The organism is Limnohabitans sp. (assembly GCF_036804465.1).
Classification (GTDB): domain Bacteria; phylum Pseudomonadota; class Gammaproteobacteria; order Burkholderiales; family Burkholderiaceae_C; genus Limnohabitans.
Genome location: NZ_DAIRSK010000001.1, coordinates 121,523 through 142,532, shown reverse-complemented (window position 1 = coordinate 142,532; position 21,010 = coordinate 121,523). Strand labels below are relative to the sequence as shown.

The window sequence follows — 21,010 nt, the reverse complement described above, 5'->3', positions numbered from 1 at the left end:
GTGGCTGTTGCACCATCGCCAACCTTGAAACCCCCAACCTGAGGAGCTTGATCATGGCAAAAATGAAGGCCGCAATGGCCGCCGTTCTGGTGATGGAAAAAGAAGGCGTCACACAATCGTTTGGTGTGCCAGGCGCAGCGATCAACCCGCTTTATGCCCAGCTCAGGGAGCGCGGAACCATCGGGCATATTTTGGCGCGCCATGTCGAAGGTGCATCCCACATGGCTGAAGGCTACACACGTGCGAAGGCGGGCAACATCGGCGTGTGCATTGGCACTTCGGGACCCGCCGGAACCGACATGATCACGGGCCTGTACTCAGCCCAAGCTGATTCCATTCCGATTCTGTGCATCACCGGTCAAGCCCCTCGGGCCCGCTTGCACAAGGAAGATTTTCAGGCGGTTGATATCGCCTCTATTGCGAAACCCGTCACCAAGTGGGCCACCACCGTGATGGAAGCCGCCCAAGTGCCGGGTGCTTTTCAGCAGGCGTTTCATCTGATGCGTTCTGGTCGACCCGGCCCTGTGTTGATTGATCTGCCTTTTGATGTGATGCAGACAGAAATCGAATTTGATGCAGACACCTACGAACCGCTGCCGGTCTACAAACCTGCCGCCAGCCGAAAGCAGATTGAAAAGGCCATCGCCATGCTTTGCAGCAGCGAGCGCCCATTGATCGTGGCGGGCGGAGGCGTCATCAATGCGGATGCGAGCGAGCTGTTGGTTGAATTCGCAGAAATCCTTGAAATCCCCGTGATTCCCACGCTCATGGGCTGGGGCAGCATGGCCGATGACCACCCCTTGATGGCGGGCATGTGCGGCTTACAAACCAGTCACCGCTATGGCAACGCCACCATGCTGGCCAGCGATTTTGTGCTGGGCATCGGTAACCGCTGGGCCAACCGCCACACTGGTTCGACCGATGTGTATTGCAAGGGCCGTCGATTCATCCATGTGGACATTGAGCCGACCCAGATCGGTCGTGTGTTTGCGCCCGATTACGGCATCGTCTCCGATGCCAAAGCCGCGCTGCAACTGTTTGTTCAAGTCGCGCGTGAATTCAAAGAGAAAAAAGCCCTACCAGACTGGTCTGCATGGGTTCGGTCATGCCAAGACCGCAAATCCTCTCCGCAGTACTTGCGCAAGACCAACTTCGCCAGTGCGCCCATGAAGCCGCAATTTGTTTACCAGTGCATGAACCAAGCCTTTGGGCGGGACACCACCTACGTCTCGACCATCGGTTTGAGTCAAATCGCAGGCGCCCAGTTTCTACACGTCTATCACCCACGGCACTGGATCAACTGTGGTCAGGCCGGCCCATTGGGATGGACCATTCCTGCGGCCTTGGGGGCACGCGCGGCAGATCCCCAGCGAGAAATTGTGGCGCTGTCAGGTGACTACGACTTCCAATTCATGATCGAAGAATTGGCTGCAGGCGCGCAGTTCAATCTTCCCTACATCCATATTTTGGTCAACAACAGCTACTTGGGACTGATTCGACAATCTCAGCGTGGATTTTCGATGGATTACTGCGTGCAACTGGGCTTTAACAACATCAACGCCAACATGCACGAGCCTGCTGCCCAAGGCTATGGCGTGGACCATGTGAAGGTGGTCGAAGGTCTGGGCTGCAAAGCGATTCGTGTGATGCAGCAAGAAGAAATTGTCCCCGCCATTGCGCAAGCCCGTTTTTGGATGGCTGAGTACAGGGTGCCTGTTGTGATCGAAATCATCTTGGAGCGTGTCACCAACATTGCCATGGGCACTGAAATTGACAACGTGACCGAGTTTGAAGAATTGGCCAACGGCATCTCCGATGCTCCGACCTCCATGGCAGCAGCCATGTTGGATTAAGACCGATCAAAGGGAGTGCCTGAGATGCCTAAATTTGCAGCAAATCTGACCATGCTGTTCACTGAGCGCCCATTTTTGGACCGTTTTGAAGCAGCCGCGCAAGCGGGTTTCAACGCTGTGGAGTTCTTGTTTCCTTATGCGTGGCCTGCCGCCGAAATCAAAAGCTTGCTTGAAAAGCACCAATTGCAGCTGGTGCTCCACAACCTGCCCGCTGGCGATTGGGAGGCTGGCGAGCGAGGAATCGCCTGCCACCCCCTGCGCACAGATGAATTTCGCGAAGGCGTGCTTCTCGCCATTGCCTACGCCCGTGAACTTGGCGTCATGCAACTCAATTGCCTGATTGGCAAAGTGCCGGAGGGTGTAAGCCAACAACAAATAGACCAGACGGTGATCGAGAACCTTCGCTTTGCTGCGCATGAGCTCGAAAAGCACGGCATTCGTCTGTTGATTGAAGCGATCAATACCTTTGATATTCCCGGCTTTTATTTGAACCACACGGCTCAGGCTTTGGCACTCAGAGAGGCGGTAGGGTCCGACAACCTGCTGCTGCAGTACGACATCTATCACATGCAGCGCATGGAAGGCGAGATTGCGGCAACTTTGGCGCAACAGCTGGCCCACATTGGCCATGTGCAGTTGGCAGATAACCCTGGACGCCATGAACCTGGTACGGGTGAACTCAACTACCGATACCTGTTCAAACACCTCGACGCCATTGGCTATGCAGGCTGGATTGGCTGTGAGTACAAACCTGCAGCCAAGACCGAAGACGGGCTGGCTTGGATACAAACGCTCACCACTTAATGGAGAAATGCAATGACTCAAACAGCAAAGAAAATTGGGTTTATTGGCCTAGGCATCATGGGAGCGCCCATGGCGCTCAATCTCATGAAATCTGGCTACAAGCTCTTGACCCATTCGCGCGGCCAAACGCCAGAACTCTTGAAGCAGGGTGGGGTCACTTTGTGCACCAACAACAAAGATGTAGCCGAGCGTGCAGACATCATCTTTCTCATGGTCCCCGATACACCGCAGGTGCAAGAGGTGCTTTTTGGTCCCAACGGGGTGGCAGAGGGCTTGACGCCCGGAAAAATCGTGGTGGACATGAGCTCCATTTCACCGATTGCCACCAAAGAGTTCGCCGCCAAAATTCGCGCCAAAGGTGGCGAGTACTTGGACGCACCGGTCTCGGGTGGTGAGGTCGGTGCCAAGAACGCAAGCTTGTCCATCATGGTGGGTGGCAAACAAGAGGTGTTCGACACGGTCAAGCCCTTGTTTGAGGCCATGGGCAAGAACATCACCCTGGTGGGTGAGGTGGGCGATGGTCAGACTGCCAAAGTGGCTAACCAAATCATCGTGGCTCTGAACATCGAGGCGGTTTCTGAGGCACTGTTGTTTGCCGCCAAAGCCGGGGCTGACCCTGCCAAGGTGCGTCAAGCCCTGATGGGTGGCTTCGCCTCGAGCAAGATTCTTGAAGTCCATGGCGAGCGCATGATCCATCGCACGTTTGATCCGGGTTTTCGCATCGAGTTGCACCAGAAAGACTTGAACTTGGCACTGTCAAGCGCAAGAGCCCTTGGCGTGGCGTTGCCCAACACGGCCACCGCCCAAGAACTCTTTAATTCTTGCGCTGCCCATGGCGGCAAATCGTGGGACCACTCGGCCATGGTTCGCGCGCTCGAGAAAATGTCCAACTTTGAAATCGGTCAAAAAGCATGAGTCTAGATGCCGTCGCCATCAACACCCATGCCTTCTTCATGCTTCAGGCTTTTTTGCCCTCGGCACACATCGAATCTGTGCGTGAGGGTGTGTTGACTTTCGGGCCAGGCTGATCAACGCGCAAAATTGAAACTGAGTTTCAAGGCGCCCATGCGGCAACCATGCCCTTGTAGTTCTTGGCGAGTGGTTTCGCATAGTCACCGAGTTTGCTGGTGGACAGGCCGGCGCGAATCAGGCCTTGCGCTGTCGCTGTTGCTGCTGCCACACCGTCAATGACGGGAACCCCCAACTGCAACTGCAGTCGCTCATATAGATCAGCCATGCCTGCGCAGCCGAGCACGATGGCACCACTGCCGTCTTCGAGCAAGGCTTGCTGGCATTCGCGCAAGATGCTTGCATAAGCATGGCTGTTGGGGTCTTCCAATTCGAGTACGGCAATGTCGCATGCCCTGACACGGCGGCAATGGCTGCGAACACCGTACTTATTTACCAAATGCTCAGCAATCACCAATGTGCGCGTGAGTGTGGTGACCACTGAAAAACCAGTGGCCAGGTAGCAGGCTGTTCGCATGGCAGCTTCTGCAACGCCAATGACAGGACCTCGCGCAATTTCGCGTGCCGCATCCAGTCCAGGATCGCCGAAGCAGGCAATGACATAGGCATCTACCCCTTGCGATTCGCCTTTGCGAATTTCTTCCATCAGGCCCAAGCAGGCCATTGCCTCGTCGTAGTGGCCTTCAATGGATGCTGGCCCATGGTCGGGGCTGACGGCAATGATTTGCACATCGGGCGCACAGACACTGCGGGCCGCCTCTCCAATGGTTTGCGTCATGGACCAGCTGGTGTTGGGGTTGATGACTTTGATTTTCATAGTGCATGCAATTTAAATCAAAAATTGTAGATAAAAAATAATTAAATAATGAGTATTTACACCAATTTTTGAAATCAAAAATATTAGTTACTGTGCACCATGTGCTTGGAAGTCGCTGAATCAAATCATTTTGGTGTGATCCATTTCAGTGTGCTGAGTGCATGAGAAATGGATGGGTTTTGTCAAACCGCGCTGAGGCGCTCACTTTTTCAATTTGGAAGGAAAGTTCAATGAACAAAAGAAGCTTGATCCGTGCAAGTCTGGTGACTGCCTTGGCACCTTGGGTGCTGGTGGGCGTTGCTCAGGCGCAAGAGGTTTTAAAGATTGGTGTGAATGGCGTCATGTCGGGCGAAGCGGCGTCCTGGGGCTTGGTCAACAAATATTGCGCTGAAACCACTGCCGATATGTACAACGCCAAGGGCGGCGTGGACATCGGGGGTAAAAAGTACAAGATCGAGGTGATCTCGCTCGATGACAAGAACGATCCCAAAATTTCGGTGACCAACGCTGAAAAACTCACCAGCCAAGGCATCAAATTCATCATTGGTCCCAACGTCGATACCACCGCATTGGCGGTCAAGCCGGTGATGGAGAGGGCCAAAGCGCTGCACTTTCCTTATGCTTTTGCCAAGGAGTTGTACAAGGCGCCAGCTCATGCTTCGGTGCTTGGCATGGTGGCCAGTTACCAGGTTGGCCCGATCGTGTACGAACACCTGAAAACCACAAAAGGCGTCAAGCGCATCGCTTTCTTGGCGCGCAACGAGTCGGACGCTAAAAATCAACAGTCGGAAGGGGTTGAAGCAGCCAAAAAATTGGGTCTGAATGTTGTGGCTACCAGCGACAGTTACGAGCCTGGTACCAAAGACTTTATGCCGGTGATGACCAAAGTCATCAAGGTCAAACCCGATCACATCGTGTTGTCGGGTGTTGCCCCTGCGGATGCGCCTTTGTTGAACAAGGCCGCGCGAGACCTTGGCTTCAAGGGAACGATCTCAACTGAAACAGCGCAGGATTCCAAAATCTTGGCGCAGGTGGCGGGTGACAAAGCCAAGGGCTTCATGAGTGTGGGCGGCGCCTCCACCCCTGAAATCCAGTCGGACTACATGAAAGAGTTCATTGCGGCCTACAAAAAACGTGTGGGCGAATGGAACGATGAGGCGGGTACCAAAGCTTATGCATTGGAGTTGATCTTGGCTGTCATGAAGAAAAATCCTGCGGCTTTGAACGACGTGGCTGCCTTCCAAAAGGAAATGCAGACCTTCTCTATGACCAACCCCTTCGTCAAAGGGGGTTCGACCAAACTGGAATTCACGGGCAACGCCGATTTCGGTCGTCGTAGCCAAGTGGGTGTTCCCTTGGTGGTCAATGAATTTGATGGCAAGGAATTCAAAACCCTGTTTGTAGGCACGATCAAAAACTGATCGTTTGGTGGCCCTGCGCAAGACAGCGCAGGGTTTTTTAATTTTTTAGGAAACCTGCATGCTTCAAGTGCTCATAAACGGCATGGTGCTGGGTTCGGTGTATGCGCTCATTGCACTGGGACTGACGATGGTCTTTAGCATCATGCGTGTGGTGAACTTCGCGCACGGCCAGATGTACATGGTGGGCGCGTTCATCGTCTATTACGTCTATGGCCAATTCGCAATGCCCTTCTGGTTTGCTTTGATGTGTGCGGCCGTGTTGCTCGGACTGATCGGGGTGTTGTTCAACCAAATCTTCTTTCAACCGGTGCTGGCCAATGCCAAGCGTGAAGAAAACTCCATGCTGATGGCAGTGGGTACCGCCTTGTTGCTGGAAAACCTTGCATTGACCTTTTTTGGTGAAAAACAGCGCGGCGTGCCGCCAGTGGTGGATGGCGCCTTTATTTATGGAGACATCACCGAGGGCGGGGCGATTTTGACGTATCCCAATGCCATGGTGACCGTGCTGTCGATGGCGTTCATTTTGGCGCTGTTGCTGTTTGTTCAGTACACCCGACCGGGCCGGGCCTTGCGGGCTGTGGCGCAGGACAAGGAGGCGGCAAGGCTGCAAGGTGTTGATGTGAAAGCCACCACCACATTGGGCTTTGCCATTGGCGCGGCATTGGCGGGTTTGGCGGGCGCGTTGCTGGTCACCGTCTATGGCGTGAATTCGGGCGTAGGCACCAACATCTCCACCAAGGCTTTCATCATGATCATGATCGGCGGTGCAGGCGTGACTTCGGGCGCCATCGTTGGCGGTGTGTTGTTGGGTTTTGCCGAAGCCATCGGTTACGACTTGCTGCCCGGTAGCCTGACTTACCTGTTGATTTTTATCGGAATGATTGTGTTCCTGGTGTTCAAGCCCAATGGTCTGTTTGGCAAGCCTTGGGGCTGATGGGAGTAATGAAGTGAATATAAAAAAACGAGACTTGGTGGTTGGCCTCGCCCTCATGTTGTTGCTGCTTGTGCTGCCCGCTGTGGTGGGTGAATCACGCTATTTGCTGTCTGTGCTCATGAACTGCATGGGTTTGTCGGTCATTGCCTTTGGCGTTTGGTTGACCTTCACCATTGGGCGCATCAACATTTGCCAAGCAGGATTTGCCTTGATTGGCGGCTATGCCACGGCGATATTTTTGTCGCGCTTTGGTTTGAGCTATTGGTTGGCTTTGCCCCTGTCGGCCTTGGTGGCTGCCTTGATTGGCATGTTGATTGGCAGTTTCATTCTCAAGCTCAAAGGCATCTATTTCTCTATGCTGACCATCTCGCTGACCGAGGCAATTCGGCTGGCTTTTCTCAACGGAGGTGATTGGACGCAAGGCTCCAAGGGCATCACTGGCTTGCCTCAGCCCTTCGGCGACTCTGCGATCGGCTTGTACTACCTTGCGCTGGCTTTGCTGGTGCTGGGGTTCGCGCTGACTTGGCGCATTCACTACTCGCGCATTGGCCGCATCTTTCGGGCCATGCGCTTGAACGAAGATTTGGCAGAGAGTTTTGGTACCCATGTGTGGCGTTACCGAGTGATGGCTTTCGCTGTGGCTTGCGGATTGGGAGGGTTAGGAGGGGCGTATTTTGCGGTCTTTACGCAAAGCATTTACCCACAAAGCTTTTCGGTGGAGCACAGCATCTACTACATGCTCTTTTGTTTCCTTGGCGGCTTGGAGTTTGTGAGCGGTGCCATTGTGGGAGCGTTTGCGCTGACCATCTTGTTTGAACTTCTCAGTGAATTCCAACAGTACCAGACCTTGATATACGGCATGTTGATGATCGTTGTGATTTTGCTGCTGCCCAATGGTCTGATCGCCCTGAACTTTCAGCGCAACAAGGAGGCCAAAGCATGAGGCAACCCATTCTTGAAGCGCGCAACATCACCAAACGTTTCGGTGGTCTGACGGCCAACGAAGACGTCAGCCTGCGCATCGATGCCCCCATCGGACAAGTCGTCTCTGTGATTGGACCGAACGGCGCTGGAAAGAGTACTTTATTCAAAATGTTATCGGGCTTTCTCAAGCCCACATCCGGACAGATTTTGCTTCACGGGCAAGACATCACCGGTTTGGCGCCACACCGCATTGCGCAGTTGGGATTGGTTCGAACATTTCAAGAGACGACGATCTTTCCGGATTTGACCGCGATGGAGCATGTCTCGTTGGCGCATCAATTGCACCGCAATGCGAGCGACTTAGAGGTTGTTTTGGGATTGCCGCGCGCCATCCAAGACGAGCAAACCTTGGGTGCCAGCGCCCGAGAGATTTTGGCCTTGATGGAGTTGAGCGCGGTGGCGGACACCCAAGCGCGTCATTTGCCCCAGGGTTTGCTGCGTTTGCTGGGCATGGCCATGGGCTTGGCAACGCGTCCACAGGTGCTGTTGCTGGATGAGCCCTATGCCGGTCTGAATCCCGAGGAGACGAATCGCGCTGTGGCGATCACGCGCAAGGTCGCCGCTGGGGGCGTATCGGTGTTGCTGGTTGAGCACGACATGAAGGCTGTGATGGCGATCTCTGATCGCATTCATGTGCTGTATTTCGGTAAAAAAATTGCGGAAGGCACACCTGCCGAAATTCGCAACAACCCCCAGGTGATCGAAGCCTATCTGGGGCAAGAAGACGAGGAGATCGGCTTGTGAGTGCAATCCCCCATTTGGAATTGAGTGGTGTGTCCCTTCGTTATGACGAGGTGCGTGCGCTGGAAAAAGTCAACCTCAAGGTGCCTGTAGGCGACATCGTTGCACTGATCGGTGCCAACGGCGCTGGCAAGTCCTCCACTCTGCGGGCGATTACAGGCTTGTGCAAGGTGGTTGAAGGCGAGGTGCACCTGAACGGCCAGGTGATCAACTCAACCAGCGTGCAGGAGCCTGCACACAAACTGGTCGGTCAAGGCGTTGCCATGGTGCCTGAAGGACGTCATGTTTTTCCCTACATGAGCATCAAGGACAATTTACTCATGGGTGCTTACACACGTCGCGACCATGCCGCAATTGCACATGATCTCGACGCGGTCTGTGAGCGTTTTCCTCGCCTCAAGGAGCGGTTTCATCAACAAGGCTCTAGCTTGTCCGGTGGGGAGCAGCAGATGGTGGCTATCGGGCGGGCTCTGATGGCCAAACCCAAGCTTCTTTTACTCGATGAGCCATCACTGGGCATAGCGCCTCAGATCATTCGGTTGATTGCGCGAAGTTTGGTGGAAATCAACCGCAACGATGGCATCACCATCGTGCTGGTGGAGCAAAACTGCCGCATGGCACTGGCGCTTTCAAGTTATGCCTATGTGCTGGAAACAGGCCGAATTGCACTGGAGGGCCCATCCAAGGGGTTGATAGACAATGAGCGGATCAAAAGCCTTTATCTGGGTGGGTGATGGTGTTTGCCAGCCGAGCGCTGAAGGTGGATGCGTATGAAGCTGAGCAATCAAGACATCTACGAACGCATTTATAACGCGATCAGTGATCAGCGGCTCTTGCCAGGCATCAAGTTGAGCGAGGAAAAACTCGCTCAAGCGCTGCACGTCAGTCGCACCCGGGTCAGTGCAGGTGTGTCTTTAATTCAACAGATCTAGCAGGGTCCTTGCAACGACCTTAGTCGCTCGGCGCACGTCTTCGAGTTGCACATGCTCGTCTGCGCGTTTGGCGTTGGACTCGCGCACGGTGCGCGGGCCTGCGCCGTAAATCACACCTGGAATGCCGCGCTCCACATACAAGCGCACATCGGTGTACAGCGGTGTCCCCACTGCGGGGATGGGTTCACCAAACACGTGTTCGCCATGTTTTTGAATGGCATCAACCAAGGGTTTGTTGCCCGCCAGCGGAACCATAGACTTAGCCAGCAAGATGCGTTTGATATCGATTTTGAGCAGCTTGCCACCCCTGGGTGGGTTGAACGAGGCGGCGGCATCTTGAATGGTTTGGCGAATGGATGCTTCGACTTCGACAGGATTTTCCTCGGGGATCATGCGGCGATCGAGTTTGAATACGACTTTGCCAGGGAGCACGTTGGTGTTGGTGCCACCGCTGATTTGGCCCACATTCAAATACGGGTGTGAGATGCCTTTTACTTTGGAGCTGATGTGCAAGTAATCCGCGTTGAGCGCGTGCAAGGCGTTCAAGATATGAACCGCGCCTTGCAGCGCATCGGTGCCGCTGTCGGGGATGGCTGCGTGGGCCATTTCGCCGTTCACGCTCACTTCCATTTGTAGGCACCCGTTGTGGGCGGTGACAACATGGTAGCTAAAGCCTGCAGCAATCATGAGGTCGGGTTGGGTCAGGCCTTGAGACAACAACCAACCTGGGCCTTTTTCTCCGCCAAACTCTTCGTCGTAGGTGAAGTGCAGTTCAATGCCACCTTTCAAAGGCAGGCCTAATGACTCGAGTGCGCGTGTGGCAAACGTGAAGGTCGAGAAATCACTCTTGCTCACTGCAGTGGCGCGGCCATACATGGCGCCGTTTTCTATCTCGCCGCCATAGGGCTTGTGTGTCCATTCGTCGCCGGGCGGGACCACATCACCGTGGGCGTTGAGCGCGATGGTTTTGCCGCCGTCACCAAACTTGCGTCGCACGATGAGGTTGGTGATGCTCTCAAGGCCATAAGCTTTCACCTCGTCTGCAGGCACCTCATGTTTTTCAGCCAAGTAGCCAAAAGTGTGAAGCAGTTCGGCGGTGCGCTCGGCGTGAGGGGTGTTGTTGCCTGGCGGAGTGTCGGTGGGGACTTGAACCAATGCTTGCAAGAAGCGCACTTGTTCGTCAAAGTGGGCGTCGATCCAAGCGTCGAGTTGGGCGTATTGGGTGTGGCTCATGGTGGTGTCTCAGATTGTCTTAAAGGGAGTGGCTTAGGCTTGCAAGTTGTGCAGCAGGTGCATGAAGGCGTCGATGGCAAGTTGCATGTCGTCGCTGGTGGTGGATTCAAGTGGGTTGTGGCTAATGCCAGCGTTTTGACCGCGTACAAACAGCATCGCTTGAGGCATGCGCTCGTGCAACTTCATCGCATCGTGGCCCGCGCCGCTGGGCAAGTGACATATGGGTAAGCCAAGTGACTGAACAGCCTGTTCCCACTTGACTTGTAGCTTGGCATCGCTTGGTGCGGCACTGGCGCGCATGGTTTCTTCGAGCTTGAAGTGCAGTCCACGGCGAAGGCAAATGGCTTGGAGCTCGAGCAGCACATCGTGCATCAGACGATCGCGCAATTCATTGGTGGTGGCCCGCAGATCAAGACTGAATTGGCAGCGGCCGGGCACCACATTGATAGAACCATTGGGCACGGTGAGCATGCCGATGGTGCCTACCAAGTTGGGTTGTTGGGCAGCGCGTTGTTCTAGATACAAGGCCAGTTCGGCGACCGCTGTGGCGGCATCGCGGCGGCGGTCCATGGGCGTGGTGCCTGCATGGCTGGCCATGCCGATCACTGTGCCCACAAAGCGCACGCTCCCGTTGATGGAGGTGACGACGCCCAAAGGAATGTCCAGCTCGTTGAGCACGGGGCCTTGCTCGATGTGCACTTCCACAAAGCCCAGGTACTCAGCCGCGTTGCGAGTGATTTTGGGGATGTCGTGGATATTCAAACCTGCTTGCTGCATGGCTTGGCGCATGGTGATGCCGTCCGCATCTTTTTGGTCGAGCCACTCTTGTTTGAAGTCCCCTACCAATGCACCGGAGCCCAGGAAGGTCGCTTTGTAGCGTTGGCCTTCTTCTTCGGCAAAGGCCACCACTTCAAGGTGAAAGGGCAAGCGTTTGCCCGCACGGACCAGCTCGCGCACGCAGGCCATGGGCACGAAGATGCCTAAGCGGCCGTCGTATTTGCCGCCGTTGCGCACCGTGTCATAGTGGGAGCCGGTCATCAAAGTTTTAGCGCTATGAGATGCTGCTTTGTAGATGCCAACCACATTGCCCACGGCATCCATGCTCACCTCGTCAAAGCCACAGGCCTTCATGCCCAGCTCAATTGTGCGGGCGCATTGGCGGTGGGCGTCGGTCAGATAAGTCACGGTGAGTTCTTCGCGCGCCGCATGGGGGTGGTGTTTGTTGACCACGCTCGCATCGCTGAACTGGGCCAGCCATTCGTGCCAGTCCCACACCTCGTGGCCCAGCGTGGGTTCGTAAGCTAGCTTGTCGTTCAAGCGAATCTCTACGATGCGGTGGATGTTGCGCAAGCACTCGGCCAGTTCGTAGTCGGGGTGGTTGTGCAGTCGGCGCTCAAAGGTGCTGATGATCTGCTGCTTGTTCAAGCCCGTGCCGCGAGGCCCACGAACAGCCAAGATAAAGGGAAAACCAAACTTGTCGTTGTAGCTGGCGTTGAGCTGCTGGATGTGCGCAAGCTCATCTGGCGTGCAATGGGTCAAGCCAGCTTTGGTTTGTTCGTTGGTCGATTCAGCGGTGAGGCTTTTGCTCACCATTGCTTTGCCTGCTAACTCGGGGTGGGCGCGTACCAGAGCGAGTTGGGCTTCGTGGCCTGCTGTTGCCAGCACCTTCACCATGGCGTGCTTGAGTGCGCCAGCCGATGCAAAGGGGCGGGCGTTCAGTGCTTGCTCGGCAATCCAGTCCGAGTGTTCGTACAAGCCTGCGAGCAAGGCCGCAGCCTCAGCGCGGGGCAGGGTGTTGATTTGATTCAGCGTGATGGTGTTCATGACAATGTCCTGCTGTTTAGTTGCCGCTGTAAGGATGCGTTTGCTTCCAATGGCGCGCGATGTCGATGCGCCGCGCCACCCACACGCGGTCGTGTTTGGCTATGTGGTCAAAAAACTTTTGCAGGGCCACAATGCGGCCGGGCTTGCCGAGCAAGCGACAGTGCATGCCGATGCTCATCATCTTGGGCGCGTTGTCACCGTCTGGGTCGCCCTCGGCATACAGCGCATCAAAGCTGTCGCGCAAATACACAAAGAAGTCGTCCGCTTGGCTAAAGCCTTGGGGCAGGGCAAAGCGCATGTCGTTGCAGTCCAGCGTGTAGGGCACGACGAGTTGAGGCACCACTTCTCCGTTGGTTTTTTTGACCTTCATCCAAAAAGGGAGGTCCTCGCCGTAGTAGTCGCTGTCGTATTCAAAGCCGCCAAAGTCTGCCACGAGGCGGCGGGTGTTGGGGCTGTCGCGGCCGGTGTACCAGCCAGCCCCGTGAATGCTGTTGCCGTGTGTGGTGTGGGTCAGGCGTTCGATGATCTCGATGCCTGTGTGCATATGCGCACGCTCGGTGGCTTCGTCGGTGGTTTGGTAGCTGATCCAGCGGTAGCCGTGACAGGCAATTTCATGGCCCAACTCGACAAATGCGGTGGTGAGTTCGGGGTGACGCTCTAGCGCCATGCTCACGCCAAAGACGGTCAGGGGCAGGCCTCGCTTTTCAAATTCGCGCAAGATGCGCCAAACGCCCACGCGTGAGCCGTATTCGTAAATGCCTTCCATGCTCAGGTGACGGTCGGGAAAACTGGGCGGGTTGAACATCTCGCTCAAAAACATCTCGCTGCCGGCGTCGCCATGCAAGGTGGCGTTTTCGCCGCCTTCTTCGTAGTTCAGCACAAACTGCACAGCAATTCGTGCTTGATTGGGCCATTGCGCATGCGGCACTTGGCGGCCGTAGCCAACCAAGTCGCGTGGGTAAGTCGCGGTGCTGTCGTAAGGGGGGTTAGACATGCGGGGTCTTCCTGTAAGTGAGAGCGCGAAGGATCAGCGGCCTAGCTCTGGCGCTCAGGCCAGCGCCATGGCAATGTCGTTGCTCGGCACTTTGCGGTCGAGTGCCAAACCCTCTTCCACGTGGCACAAGTGGTCGTGCATCAGCTGGACTGCTAAGTCTTCGTTTTTGGCGGCGATGGCTTTCAAAATTTCGGCGTGTTCCTCTGCCGAGTGTGCGGCGGCATTGGTGCTTTGGTACATCAGGGTGATGAGTGCGCACCTCGAAATCAACTCGCTCAAAATCTCAGCCAGAACCTCGTTGCCCATCAACTCGGCCATGCGCACATGAAAGTCGCCCAACAAATCGGTGCGTCCAGCCACATCACCGCGCTGAACGGCGGCTTTTTCCTCAGCCACGTGGTCTTTGAGGGCTTTGATTTGTGCGGGGGTGACGTGGCGCACAAAGTTGCGCGTCATCTCAGCTTCCACCATTCGTCGAACGGCAAACACTTGTCGCGCTTCGTCGCACGAGGGTGTGGCCACAAAAGCGCCTCGCGCGGGCTCCATACGGATGAGGCGCTTTTGCACGAGTTGAAACAGTGCTTGACGAATCAGGGTGCGAGACACACCGAAGTGATCGGCCAGTTTTTGCTCGGCCAATTTGGTGCCCGGGTGCAGACGGTGCTCCACAATGGCCTTGGTGAGAGCGTCCACAATGCTGCGGGTGGCGGTTGAGCTGTCCATGTTGGGTCTCCGGCTGAATGACTTGGGCACCATCATAGGCCCTTGCTTAAAAATTGTATACACTTTCTGTAGACCAAATCGGTCGCTAACCAATTTTCGGAGCACCTCATGGGATTGAGTACGCACGTTTTAGACACCATGCACGGCGGCCCCGCAGCCGGCATGAAAGTGTCGTTGTTCACCACCACCGAGGACGGCCAAGCCAATTTGGTCAAGTCGTTCACTTTGAACCACGATGGCCGCAACCCAGATGGCCCGCTTTACGACAATGACAGCCTTCAACGCGGCACCTACCGTTTGGTGTTTGATGTGAAGGGCTACTTCGCTTCAAAACATGTGCAGTTGCCTGAGCCCAATTTTTTGAACCTCGTCAGCTTGGACTTTGGCGTGGCGCACACGGATCAGCACTACCACGTTCCGCTCTTGGTCAGCCCTTGGAGTTACTCGACATACCGAGGGTCTTGAGTATTTTTGTAGACGCAGCGGCATACCTGCTGCATGAATGGGGTGCATGTCATTAAAATCTGAGTTATTACTCAGATCTCTACATCCCACACCATGACCCAAGTCACCAACACCGTGCGCTTTGTGCTCGACGGCCAGATCGTCGAAGCCCAAGGTGCGCGTCGCACCACCACCGTTCTTGATTACCTGCGCGAGCAGCTCCACCGCACAGGCACCAAAGAGGGTTGCGCCGAGGGCGACTGTGGCGCCTGCGTGGTGATGGTGGGTGAGCTCAACGCCGCAGGCACGGGTGTGGACTATGTGGCCACCAATGCTTGCATTCAGTTGTTACCTTCGCTCGATGGCAAATCCATCAAGACGGTCGAGAGCTTGAAAAAGGCCGACGGTACCCTGCATCCCGTGCAAGAAGAGATGGTCAAGTGCCACGGCTCGCAGTGCGGCTTTTGCACCCCTGGCATTGTGATGAGCTTGGTCAACATGGTGCAAACCAACACCGCGCCCGTGCGCCAAGACATCACCGACGCCCTGAGCGGCAACTTGTGCCGCTGCACCGGCTACGCGCCCATCATCCAGGCCGCTGCCAAGGCTTGCGAAAAAAAATCAGCTCTGAAATTAGACGACAGCGCCGACTTGCCGCTGCTCAAAGAAATCAAGCGTGCCAGCACACCCACCCTAAGCCTAGACGGCGACATCATCGTGCAGCCCGTGGTTCGTACCAAGAAGGGCAACGAGTTTGTCTCGCCAGCCACCTTGGCAGAGGTGGCAGACTACTTGGTTAAACACCCAAGCACGACCTTGCTTGCGGGAAGTACCGAAATTGGTTTGCAAGTGAACAAACAGTTCGCCCGCCCTGACCACATCATGTATTTGGGTAATGTGGCCGAGCTGCGTCAGGTCAAAGAGACCGACAAGGCTTGGCGCATTGGCGCAGCGGTGTCGTTGACGCAAGTCGAGGCGTTGGTCGCCCCTGCCTACCCCGACTTTGCCGAAGTGCTGCGCCGCTTTGGCTCGCCGCCCATTCGATCGACAGCCACGCTGGCCGGCAACATCGCCAATGGCTCGCCGATTGGTGACACCATGCCTTGCCTGATGGCGCTGGGTGCCACACTGCTGCTGCGCCGAGGCGATAAGACCCGCCATGTGTTGCTCGACAACTTCTACACGGGCATGAAGAAAAACGTGCTCGAAGCGGGTGAGTTCATTGAAGCAGTGGCGTTGCCCAAGCCCTTGGCCGGTCAGGTGTTTCGCGCTCACAAAGTCAGCAAGCGGTTTGAGCAAGACATTTCGGCGACCTGCGCAGCCATCAGCTACACGCTCAAAGATGGCAAATTGAGTGGTGTGAAACTGGCCTACAACGGCCTGGCACCCTCGCCCTGCCGTGCACCCCAACTCGAAGCCGTGCTGGAGGGCAAGTTCCCCGCAGAGGTGAAAGCGGCCGAACTGGACGCCGCCATTGCGGCCAGCTTTACTGCCCGTGACGGCCTGCGTGCCACATGGGCGTATCGCGCACTGGTGGCGCGCAACTTGGCCTTGGAATTCATCGAAGAACAGAAAGAGGTGGCTTGAATGAACGCTCCGACCGCACTCAAAAACCTGTTGCCTGTATCAGGTGTTCAGCAGGGCAAAGAGCTGGTGCACGAATCTGCGCACCTTCATGTCACGGGCTCAGCCACCTACATCGACGACATTCCCGAGCACGCGGGCACTTTGTATGCTGCGCTCATCTTGTCGCCCGTGGCGCATGGTGAGCTGATTGGTGACGGCATTGACCGCGAAGCCATCTTGCGAGAGCACGGTGTGGTGGCGGTCTACACCGCCAAAGACATCCCTGGCGAAAACAACTGCGGCCCCATCGTGCACGACGATCCGTTCTTGGCTGCTGGCAAGGTCGAGTTCATCGGCCAAGCCGTGGCCGTGGTGGTGGCGCGCGACATGCTGTATGCCCGCGAAGCTGCCCACAAAGCCCAGGTGTTGGTGAAAGAACTCACGCCCATCTTGACGGTGGAAGACGCGATGGCCGCGGGCAGCTTCATCATGCCGCCCAAGGGCATCACCCGTGGCGACGCTGGCGCAGCCATTGCCAACGCACCCCACACCATCAAGGGCACGACCCGCACCGGCCAACAAGAGCAGTTTTACTTGGAAGGCCAGATCACCTACGCCGTGCCCAAGGAAGACGGCCAGCTCACGCTGTATGTTTCAACCCAGCACCCCGACGGCAACCAACGTGAAGCCGCACACGCCCTGAACCTTCATACCAATGATGTGGAGGTGATTTGCCGCCGCATGGGGGGTGGTTTTGGTGGCAAAGAAGGCAACGCCAGCATCTTCAGCCAGAGTGCTGCGTTGGCTGCGTTCAAGTTACAAAAGCCGGTCAAGCTGCGCGTCAACCGCGACGATGACATGACCATCACCGGCAAGCGTCACGATTTCCGCATCGACTACGAAGTGGGTTTTGACGACAACGGCCGCGTCTTAGGCGCAGACATCACGCTGATGTCGCGCTGCGGCTACAGCACCGATTACTCCGGCCCCGTCAACGACCGCGCTTGCCTGCACATCGACAACACCTACCACCTGCCCACACTCAAGCTGGTCAGTCACCGCTGCAAAACCAACACGCAAAGTGCCACCGCGTTTCGAGGTTTTGGTGGCCCACAAGGCATGTTTGGCATTGAAACCGTGATGGATGAGATTGCGATGACATTGGGCAAAGACCCCTTGGAAGTGCGCAAGCTCAACCTCTACAAAGACCCCGCCATCAGCGGCACGCCTGACACCATGACCACCCAATACAACCAGCTCATCGAAGACTGGGTGGGCGACCAAGTGATCGATCAGGTCGAGCAGGAATCCAAATATGCCGAGCGCCGCCAAGCGGTGCAAGCCTTCAACTCACAAAGCAAAACCCGCAAGCGTGGTTTGGCTTTGGTACCCTTGAAGTTCGGTATCAGCTTCACCGCCACGCATCTGAACCAAGGCGGCGCGTTGCTGGTGATTTACATGGACGGCTCGGTCAGTTGCAACCACGGCGGCACCGAAATGGGCCAGGGCCTGAACACCAAGATGGCACAGGTCTGTGCCGATGGACTTGGCATCAGCGTGGACAAAGTGCGCATCACTGCCACCGACTCGCAAAAAGTGCCCAACGCGTCGGCCACTTCGGCGTCGAGCGGTGCCGACATCAATGGCGCGGCCATCATGAACGCGACCATGCAAATGCGTGAGCGTTTGAAGCCTGTGGCCGCGCGCATGTTGGGTTGCGCTGAAGCTGATGTGACGTTTGCCAACAACGCGCTGCATGGTGGCGGCCAATCGGTCAAATGGGCCGATGTGACCAAGCAAGCTTGGCTGGACCGCGTGGGCCTCTCCGTCACGGGTTTCTACATGACGCCCGAAATCAAATACGACTTCACCACCCTGAACGGCCGTGCGTTTTATTACTACTGCTACGGCGCGGCCGTGAGCGAAGTAGAAATTGACACCCGCACCGGCGAATGGTGGCTCAAAGCCGTAGACATCGTGCACGACGTGGGGCGCAGCATCAACCCCGCCATTGACAAAGGTCAGATCGAAGGCGCTTATGTTCAGGGTATGGGCTGGCTCACCATGGAAGAGTGCATTTGGGACAAGAAAGGCAAGCTGCTGACACACGGCCCCAGCACCTACAAAATTCCTGTGGCGGGTGATATTCCAGAGCACTTTCAGGTGAGTTTGTTTGACAACCAAAACCACAAGCCTACGCCTTTCAACAGCAAGGCCACGGGCGAGCCACCGTTGATGTTGGGACTGTCTGCCTTCTTCGCCTTGCGCGATGCTGTGGCCGCCAGCGCTGACCATCAGGTGGTGGTGCGTATGGACGCACCAGCCACGCCTGAGCGCATTTTGATGGCGTGTGAAGCTGCGAAAGCGAAAGCGCAAGTGCAAGTGGCCAAGGCCTAAGCGCTGTGCCATTTTGCTGTCATTGCCTCTCTCGCTACAGCCTTCGTGCCACGCCAAACTGCTGAGCTATTGAACCAGCTCCAACTCGCAGATGGCGTGTTGGTGTCGGTCGAGCGCGTGCAAGGCTCTGGCCCGCGCGAAGTAGGGGCTTGGATGGCGGTGTTTCCTCACACGCTGGTCAATACCATTGGTGGCGGACATTTGGAATTTCAGGCCATCAAAGAAGCGCGTGCATGGTTGGCGGACGAACACAAAGCGCTCACCACCCGCTACCCCCTAGGTCCCGCGCTGGGCCAGTGTTGCGGCGGGGTGGTGGATCTAAAGTTTGAGCGCATCAGCGACGCTCAGGCGCCTACCCTCAAACATCGTTTGCTGGGCAATGGCCAACCGCTTGCACTGTTTGGCGGCGGGCATGTCGGCCACGCTTTGGTGAATGTGCTCAGCACCTTGCCATACTGTGTTCAGTGGGTAGACAGCCGCGACGAAATCTTTCCCGAACAACTCGCCCCCAATGTGGTGTGCGAGCACTCCGACCCGGTGCATGCAGCCGTGGACGATTTGCCCTCTGGTGCAAGCGTGCTCATCATGAGTTTTAGCCACGCCGAAGATTTAGACGTGGTGGCCGCCTGTCTCAAGCGACAGCGTTTGCATGGCGATTTGAAATTTGTGGGCCTTATTGGGAGCAAAACCAAGTGGGCCACGTTTCAACATCGCTTGGAGGCCAAGGGCTTTACTGCCCAAGAGTTAACCCTCATCACTTGCCCCATCGGCCTCAGTGGCATCAAGGGCAAAGAGCCTGAAGTCATTGCGGTATCCGTGGCGGCGCAGCTTTTGCAGTTGCGGGCTTGAAGATTCATTCGAGTTTGGCTTGCGAGAGGTCAAACGAAGGCTTGGGTAATTTGAGCTTCATGTTTTCCAGGGTTTGCACCAGCAAGCTCGCCACAAACAAATCCCGGTAGGGCTTGGAGTCGGCGGGCACGACGTACCAAGGTGCATCGGAGGTGCTGGTGGCCGAGAGTGCATCTTGGTAGGACTCGGCAAACATGTGCCAAAGTTTGCGGTCTTCGAAGTCGCTAGCTTGCAGCTTCCAGTGCTTGAGTGGATCGTCCAAGCGAGATTGCAAGCGTTTTTTTTGCTCTGCTTTGGAGATGTGCAAATAGCATTTGAGGAGAGTGATTCCCTCGTCATGCAACATCGATTCAAAGTTTTTAATGTGTTCGTAGCGCTCTTCGCAGGTGGCTTTGCTCACCCAGCCACGAACCCGCGTGACCAACACGTCTTCATAGTGGCTGCGATTGAAAATCACCATCTCGCCCAAGGCCGGTGTTTTTTGGTGGATGCGCCATAAAAAGTCGTGGCTCTTTTCTAAATCACTCGGCGCACCAAATGCTTCGGCACGCACACCCAAGGGGCTGATGTGGGTGAACACACTGCGAATCACGCCGTCTTTGCCTGAGGTGTCCATGCCTTGGAAGATCAGCAGCAAACCTTTGTGCTTGCCAGCATGCAAAGTGCCTTGCAGCTTGTTGAGCTTGTCGCCTAGTTTCTTGAGATTGTTTTTCCAATCTTGTTCGGTGGGCAAATCTTTGGCTTCGGGCAAGGTGTCGATGTCATTGAGTTTGAAATCGCCCTTGGGTTTGACGCGCCATGGTGAAAAGTCTTTGAGTTCCATTGTTTGAGTGTAGGCACCTCAAGCCCCGTTTTAAAAGCAAGGCATCAGGTGTTTTGTTTCAGTGGGTTTGGAGAGATAGCCGACTGCGGGAAAGTGTTTGCCAATGCAGCTTTGCATGCTTGATTCATCGGCCACCACATACAAATGGCTTTGAACAATGTTGCTTTTGCGCGCCAAAGCTTGAATGGCTGAAGCCTGTAGTCCGAGGGCTTTCAGTGCAGGTGCGGTGTCGGCGTCGTTGGCTGATCTGAAACATGCGGAAAGTACTTGGCCGCCAACTTTGACAGGAACGCCTGAGTACACGTCCATCAAGTCGCGAATCGACACACCAATGACTTCCTGTGGGTTGCTCATGGAGGCAATGAAAAATTGGTCATCTTGGCTGATGGCATTTGCATTCAAAGAGGCGCCTTGACGAGAGCAATGCCACACAGGATCGGCCCAGCTGGTGCTGGCACCCAAAAGCGCAGCGAGCCAAAAAAAACGACAAACCAGTGAACGCACTGCCGCGTGGTGGATACATGAGTCGTGGCTTTTCATCGATCTGCCCCCAGACATTTTTAAAGAGATATTTTCTTGTCGAGAAAAATTGTATACACTTATTTCACCTGTCGCAGCGGAGCAGGGCAACCTCAGCCCTTGTTCGCGACCCTCATGCCATTCACAGCGCCCGCAGTGGTGAAGGCAACTTTGTTCCAAGTG

General features: G+C 55.7%; 20 protein-coding genes. 13 read left to right on the top strand and 7 right to left on the bottom strand.

Annotated elements, in window-relative coordinates:
- The first annotated feature begins 53 nt into the window (after window positions 1-53).
- Genes gcl through glxR form a run of 3 tightly spaced genes read left to right on the top strand, consistent with a single transcriptional unit; the run spans window position 54 to window position 3,572 of the window.
- The gene (gene gcl / locus V7Q41_RS00680; RefSeq protein WP_333841469.1) at window positions 54-1,853 is read left to right on the top strand and encodes a glyoxylate carboligase; all 1,800 of its coding nucleotides are present in this window, start codon (window positions 54-56) and stop codon (window positions 1,851-1,853) included.
- Between the two features lie 24 nt (window positions 1,854-1,877).
- Window positions 1,878-2,657: a hydroxypyruvate isomerase gene (gene hyi / locus V7Q41_RS00675; protein ID WP_333841467.1), complete on the top strand. Its 780-nt coding sequence runs from the start codon at window positions 1,878-1,880 to the stop codon at window positions 2,655-2,657.
- Between the two features lie 12 nt (window positions 2,658-2,669).
- The gene (glxR, locus tag V7Q41_RS00670) at window positions 2,670-3,572 is read left to right on the top strand and encodes a 2-hydroxy-3-oxopropionate reductase (protein WP_333841465.1); all 903 of its coding nucleotides are present in this window, start codon (window positions 2,670-2,672) and stop codon (window positions 3,570-3,572) included.
- 139 nt (window positions 3,573-3,711) lie between these two features.
- Here the strand turns inward: glxR and V7Q41_RS00665 are convergent, their stop codons facing one another.
- Window positions 3,712-4,443 (bottom strand): aspartate/glutamate racemase family protein, encoded by a 732-nt coding sequence (locus V7Q41_RS00665; RefSeq protein ID WP_333841462.1) that lies wholly within the window; start codon window positions 4,441-4,443, stop codon window positions 3,712-3,714.
- Between the two features lie 230 nt (window positions 4,444-4,673).
- Between V7Q41_RS00665 and V7Q41_RS00660 the strand changes: the two genes are divergently transcribed.
- The 6 genes from V7Q41_RS00660 to V7Q41_RS00635 are packed head-to-tail and all read left to right on the top strand — an operon-like array spanning window position 4,674 to window position 9,455.
- The gene (locus tag V7Q41_RS00660) at window positions 4,674-5,864 is read left to right on the top strand and encodes an ABC transporter substrate-binding protein (RefSeq protein WP_333841459.1); all 1,191 of its coding nucleotides are present in this window, start codon (window positions 4,674-4,676) and stop codon (window positions 5,862-5,864) included.
- Window positions 5,865-5,922: 58 nt separating this feature from the next.
- Complete coding sequence (locus V7Q41_RS00655; RefSeq protein WP_333841456.1) at window positions 5,923-6,798, top strand: branched-chain amino acid ABC transporter permease; 876 nt, start codon at window positions 5,923-5,925, stop codon at window positions 6,796-6,798.
- A 13-nt stretch (window positions 6,799-6,811) separates the two neighbouring features.
- A complete protein-coding gene (locus V7Q41_RS00650; protein ID WP_333841453.1) occupies window positions 6,812-7,741 on the top strand; it encodes a branched-chain amino acid ABC transporter permease in 930 nt (309 codons plus the stop codon).
- On the top strand, window positions 7,738-8,526 hold the full coding sequence (locus V7Q41_RS00645) for an ABC transporter ATP-binding protein (protein WP_333841450.1): 789 nt from the start codon (window positions 7,738-7,740) through the stop codon (window positions 8,524-8,526). The genes V7Q41_RS00650 and V7Q41_RS00645 overlap by 4 nt, the downstream gene beginning before the upstream one ends.
- Window positions 8,523-9,257: an ABC transporter ATP-binding protein gene (locus V7Q41_RS00640; RefSeq protein WP_333841447.1), complete on the top strand. Its 735-nt coding sequence runs from the start codon at window positions 8,523-8,525 to the stop codon at window positions 9,255-9,257. Before V7Q41_RS00645 ends, V7Q41_RS00640 begins: the two co-directional genes overlap by 4 nt.
- Window positions 9,258-9,287: 30 nt before the next feature.
- Window positions 9,288-9,455, top strand: a complete 168-nt coding sequence (locus tag V7Q41_RS00635; protein WP_333841444.1) for a GntR family transcriptional regulator — start codon at window positions 9,288-9,290, stop codon at window positions 9,453-9,455.
- Here V7Q41_RS00635 and V7Q41_RS00630 read toward each other — a convergent pair.
- Genes V7Q41_RS00630 through V7Q41_RS00615 form a run of 4 tightly spaced genes read right to left on the bottom strand, consistent with a single transcriptional unit; the run spans window position 9,438 to window position 14,229 of the window.
- Window positions 9,438-10,688, bottom strand: coding sequence for a M20 family metallopeptidase (locus V7Q41_RS00630; protein WP_333841441.1), 1,251 nt, complete (start codon window positions 10,686-10,688; stop codon window positions 9,438-9,440). The genes V7Q41_RS00635 and V7Q41_RS00630 overlap by 18 nt on opposite strands.
- A 33-nt stretch (window positions 10,689-10,721) precedes the next feature.
- On the bottom strand, window positions 10,722-12,512 hold the full coding sequence (uraD, locus tag V7Q41_RS00625) for a 2-oxo-4-hydroxy-4-carboxy-5-ureidoimidazoline decarboxylase (RefSeq protein ID WP_333841439.1): 1,791 nt from the start codon (window positions 12,510-12,512) through the stop codon (window positions 10,722-10,724).
- Between the two features lie 16 nt (window positions 12,513-12,528).
- Window positions 12,529-13,506, bottom strand: coding sequence for an allantoinase PuuE (gene puuE, locus V7Q41_RS00620; RefSeq protein WP_333841436.1), 978 nt, complete (start codon window positions 13,504-13,506; stop codon window positions 12,529-12,531).
- Window positions 13,507-13,560: 54 nt separating this feature from the next.
- Entirely contained in the window at window positions 13,561-14,229 is a 669-nt protein-coding gene (locus tag V7Q41_RS00615; RefSeq protein ID WP_333841434.1) for a GntR family transcriptional regulator, read from the bottom strand.
- A 108-nt stretch (window positions 14,230-14,337) separates the two neighbouring features.
- On the opposite strand from V7Q41_RS00615, the gene uraH reads away from it, so the two are divergent.
- The 4 genes from uraH to xdhC all read left to right on the top strand — a co-directional run bounded on the left by uraH (window position 14,338) and on the right by xdhC (window position 19,485).
- Window positions 14,338-14,694 carry a hydroxyisourate hydrolase gene (gene uraH / locus V7Q41_RS00610; protein WP_333841432.1) on the top strand — a complete coding sequence of 119 codons (357 nt, stop codon included), beginning with the start codon at window positions 14,338-14,340 and terminating at the stop codon, window positions 14,692-14,694.
- Window positions 14,695-14,787: 93 nt separating this feature from the next.
- Window positions 14,788-16,260, top strand: coding sequence for a xanthine dehydrogenase small subunit (xdhA, locus tag V7Q41_RS00605; protein ID WP_333841430.1), 1,473 nt, complete (start codon window positions 14,788-14,790; stop codon window positions 16,258-16,260).
- On the top strand, window positions 16,261-18,636 hold the full coding sequence (xdhB, locus tag V7Q41_RS00600) for a xanthine dehydrogenase molybdopterin binding subunit (RefSeq protein ID WP_333841428.1): 2,376 nt from the start codon (window positions 16,261-16,263) through the stop codon (window positions 18,634-18,636).
- 45 nt (window positions 18,637-18,681) lie between these two features.
- Entirely contained in the window at window positions 18,682-19,485 is an 804-nt protein-coding gene (xdhC, locus tag V7Q41_RS00595) for a xanthine dehydrogenase accessory protein XdhC (RefSeq protein WP_333841424.1), read from the top strand.
- A gap of 4 nt (window positions 19,486-19,489) precedes the next feature.
- Here the strand turns inward: xdhC and V7Q41_RS00590 are convergent, their stop codons facing one another.
- Entirely contained in the window at window positions 19,490-20,308 is an 819-nt protein-coding gene (locus V7Q41_RS00590) for a PPK2 family polyphosphate kinase (protein ID WP_333841422.1), read from the bottom strand.
- A 30-nt stretch (window positions 20,309-20,338) separates the two neighbouring features.
- Window positions 20,339-20,848: a hypothetical protein gene (locus tag V7Q41_RS00585; protein ID WP_333841419.1), complete on the bottom strand. Its 510-nt coding sequence runs from the start codon at window positions 20,846-20,848 to the stop codon at window positions 20,339-20,341.
- Between the last annotated feature and the right edge of the window lie 162 nt (window positions 20,849-21,010).

Coding starts and splice junctions, on each gene's coding strand:
- gcl (WP_333841469.1), top strand. CDS start 54: ATGGCAAAAATGAAGGCCGCAATGGCCGCCGTTCTGGTGATGGAAAAA.
- hyi (WP_333841467.1), top strand. CDS start 1,878: ATGCCTAAATTTGCAGCAAATCTGACCATGCTGTTCACTGAGCGCCCA.
- glxR (WP_333841465.1), top strand. CDS start 2,670: ATGACTCAAACAGCAAAGAAAATTGGGTTTATTGGCCTAGGCATCATG.
- V7Q41_RS00665 (WP_333841462.1), bottom strand. CDS start 4,443: ATGAAAATCAAAGTCATCAACCCCAACACCAGCTGGTCCATGACGCAA.
- V7Q41_RS00660 (WP_333841459.1), top strand. CDS start 4,674: ATGAACAAAAGAAGCTTGATCCGTGCAAGTCTGGTGACTGCCTTGGCA.
- V7Q41_RS00655 (WP_333841456.1), top strand. CDS start 5,923: ATGCTTCAAGTGCTCATAAACGGCATGGTGCTGGGTTCGGTGTATGCG.
- V7Q41_RS00645 (WP_333841450.1), top strand. CDS start 7,738: ATGAGGCAACCCATTCTTGAAGCGCGCAACATCACCAAACGTTTCGGT.
- V7Q41_RS00635 (WP_333841444.1), top strand. CDS start 9,288: ATGCGTATGAAGCTGAGCAATCAAGACATCTACGAACGCATTTATAAC.
- V7Q41_RS00630 (WP_333841441.1), bottom strand. CDS start 10,688: ATGAGCCACACCCAATACGCCCAACTCGACGCTTGGATCGACGCCCAC.
- uraD (WP_333841439.1), bottom strand. CDS start 12,512: ATGAACACCATCACGCTGAATCAAATCAACACCCTGCCCCGCGCTGAG.
- puuE (WP_333841436.1), bottom strand. CDS start 13,506: ATGTCTAACCCCCCTTACGACAGCACCGCGACTTACCCACGCGACTTG.
- V7Q41_RS00615 (WP_333841434.1), bottom strand. CDS start 14,229: ATGGACAGCTCAACCGCCACCCGCAGCATTGTGGACGCTCTCACCAAG.
- uraH (WP_333841432.1), top strand. CDS start 14,338: ATGGGATTGAGTACGCACGTTTTAGACACCATGCACGGCGGCCCCGCA.
- xdhA (WP_333841430.1), top strand. CDS start 14,788: ATGACCCAAGTCACCAACACCGTGCGCTTTGTGCTCGACGGCCAGATC.
- xdhB (WP_333841428.1), top strand. CDS start 16,261: ATGAACGCTCCGACCGCACTCAAAAACCTGTTGCCTGTATCAGGTGTT.
- V7Q41_RS00590 (WP_333841422.1), bottom strand. CDS start 20,308: ATGGAACTCAAAGACTTTTCACCATGGCGCGTCAAACCCAAGGGCGAT.
- V7Q41_RS00585 (WP_333841419.1), bottom strand. CDS start 20,848: ATGAAAAGCCACGACTCATGTATCCACCACGCGGCAGTGCGTTCACTG.